This window comes from Stenotrophomonas sp. (genome assembly GCF_032103445.1).
Taxonomy (GTDB): domain Bacteria; phylum Pseudomonadota; class Gammaproteobacteria; order Xanthomonadales; family Xanthomonadaceae; genus Stenotrophomonas.
Genome location: NZ_DAMDFR010000142.1, coordinates 1 through 2,447, shown reverse-complemented (window position 1 = coordinate 2,447; position 2,447 = coordinate 1). Strand labels below are relative to the sequence as shown.

The following is a 2,447-nucleotide window of genomic DNA, read 5'->3' as shown; positions in this document are numbered from 1 at the left end:
GCCGAAGCCTTCGCCCGCCAGCCGCGCGCGACGTTCGGCGCGGGCCAGCCACCACAGGCCGAACGCCAGCATGATCGCCGAGGCGATCAGGCCCAGCCCGGGCGCGGCGAACGGCGTGGTGCCGAAGAACGGCATCGGGATCGCGTTCTGGATCGAGGGCGTGCCGGGCATGGCCGACATGGTGAAGGTCATCGTGCCCAGCGCCAGCGCCGGCGGCATCAGCCGACGCGGGATGCCGGCGCCGCGGAACAGCACCGCGGCCATCGGCACCAGCACGAAGATCGCCACGAACAGGCTCACCCCGCCGTAGGTCACCAGCGCGCCGGACAGCACCACCGCCAGCATCGCCCGCCGGGTGCCGAGCTTGGCGGTCATGAACGCGGCGATGGCCTCGACCGAGCCGCTGTCCTCCATCAGCTTTCCGAACAGCGCGCCGAGCAGGAACAGCGGGAAGAACTGGGAGATGAATCCGGCGGCGGCCGACATGAAGGTCAAGGTCCAGTGCGCCAGCAGCGGCTCGCCGGAGAACGCCGCCACCACCAACGCCGCGGCCGGCGCCAGCAGCAGCACGCTCCAGCCCCGGTAGGACAGGTACATCAACAGGCCGAGGCCGACCAGCATGCCCAGCAGTCCCATGCTCACACTCCTTCCAGCAGCACGTTCAGGTCGATCGATGAGCGCTTGCCCAGGTTGGCGCCGTCCTGCGCCAGGAAGGACTCGGCCACGCGCCGCCCCTCCTTGTGCAACATCTCCAGGAACGCCCACTCGGCGCTCATCTTCGACGAGGAATCCAGCACGGTGGCCAGGTCGTTGCGCACCAGGTGGATGCGCTTGCTCGCCCAGCGCGCGCCCTCGCAGTTGCCCACGTCGGCCACCTGGCGCAGCAGCGCGATCATGCGCAGTTCCTTGAGCAGGCCGGCGTTGAAGGAAATCTCGTTGATCCGGTTGAGGATCTCGCGCGCGCCGGTCGGCCGGTCGGGACGCTCGACCGGGTTGACCGCGACCAGGATCACGTCGTCCGAATTGCAGTCGCGCACCAGCGGGGTCATGGTCGGGTTGCCGGAGTAGCCGCCGTCCCAGTAGTACTCGCCGTCCACCTCCACCGCCTGGAACATGTTCGGCAGGCAGGCCGAGGCCAGCAGCACGTCCGGGCTCAGTTCGGCGTTGCGGAACACCTTGCCGCGGCCGGTACGCACGTTGGTGGCGGTGATGAACAGCTTGATGTCCGACTTCGACAGCGCGTCGAAATCGAGTGAGCGCTCCAGGATGTCGCGCAGCGGATTGACGCCGAACGGATTGAGGTCGTAGGGCGACCACAGCCGCGACACCAGGTCCATGGCCAGGAACGCCGGCGAGCCCTCCAGGCTCCAGCGTCCCATCAGCACGTCCAGCGGCCCGCGCTGCAGCGGACTGAAGCGCGCTGCGTCGGACACCGCGCGCCAGAACCGGGCCAGCGCCTCGCGCGCGCCCTGGCGACTGCCACGTTCGAAGCCATCGACCAGCACGGCCGCGTTCATCGCGCCTGCGGAAGTACCGGACACGCCATCGATCCGCAGCCACTCCTCTTCCAGCAAGCGGTCGAGCACGCCCCAGGTGAAGGCGCCGTGCGAGCCGCCGCCCTGCAAGGCCAGGTCGATGGACAGGAGTTCGGGCGGCGGCGCCGCACGGCTCTTGCGGCGCGGCGCCGGCTTGGACGCAGCGGTCTTCCTGGCCGGGGTGGCCTTGCGGGTGCGGGCCGGAGTGCTCATGGGTGGATCCGTAGGGACGGGGGAAAACTACAGGGACACACGCAGCGCGTAAAGGAAAACGCCGTTCAATCGGGACCGGTACCGTCGGCACGTCGCACTTCCGCCACGAAGCGGCGCATCTTCTCGCCGTCCTTGACTCCCGGCGCGACTTCGATCCCGCTGGCCACGTCCACCGCCCACGGCGAGGTGGCGCGGATCGCGTCGTGCACGTTGTCCGGCGTGATCCCGCCGGCCAGCACGAACGGCCGGTGCAGTCCGCCGGGGATCGCGCTCCAGTCGAACGTGTGGCCGGTACCGCCGGCTGCGCCCTTGCCGTGGCTGTCGAACAGGAAACCGTCGGCGTTCGGCCAGCGCTCTTGCAGCGCGGCCGCATCCCAACGCTCGCCCCCGCCCATCGGCACCGCCTTCAGCCAGGGCATGCGGAAGGCGCTGCAGAACGCATCCTCTTCGTCGCCGTGGAACTGCAGCAACGCCGGTCGCACCATGCGCACCACTTCACGCACCTCGGCCACGGTGTTGTCGCGGAACAGCGCCACCGCGCCGACCATCGGCGCCAGCGCCAGGCGCAGTTGCCGCGCCTCGGCCGCGCTGACCCGGCGCGGACTGCCTTCGGCGAACACGAAACCGACCGCGTCCACGCCCAGTTGGGTATAGGAAGTTCAACCGCCCTTTTTTGCGAGTCTGGCGGGTAGGAAGCGG

The 2,447-nt window shown here is 69.5% G+C and carries 1 protein-coding gene and 2 pseudogenes; all 3 read right to left on the bottom strand.

Features of this window, described 5'->3' with window-relative positions; all coding sequences use genetic code 11:
- Positions 1-636 (bottom strand): annotated as a pseudogene (locus tag RT551_RS21505) (GntP family permease); the annotation flags it as partial.
- A 2-nt stretch (positions 637-638) separates the two neighbouring features.
- A complete protein-coding gene (locus RT551_RS21500; RefSeq protein WP_019186276.1) occupies positions 639-1,748 on the bottom strand; it encodes a patatin-like phospholipase family protein in 1,110 nt (369 codons plus the stop codon).
- A gap of 65 nt (positions 1,749-1,813) precedes the next feature.
- A pseudogene (locus RT551_RS21495) lies at positions 1,814-2,398 on the bottom strand (phosphoribosylanthranilate isomerase); the annotation flags it as partial.
- Between the last annotated feature and the right edge of the window lie 49 nt (positions 2,399-2,447).

Excerpts from the sequence above, each read along its gene's own strand:
- RT551_RS21500 (WP_019186276.1), bottom strand. The coding sequence starts at position 1,748 with ATGAGCACTCCGGCCCGCACCCGCAAGGCCACCCCGGCCAGGAAGACC.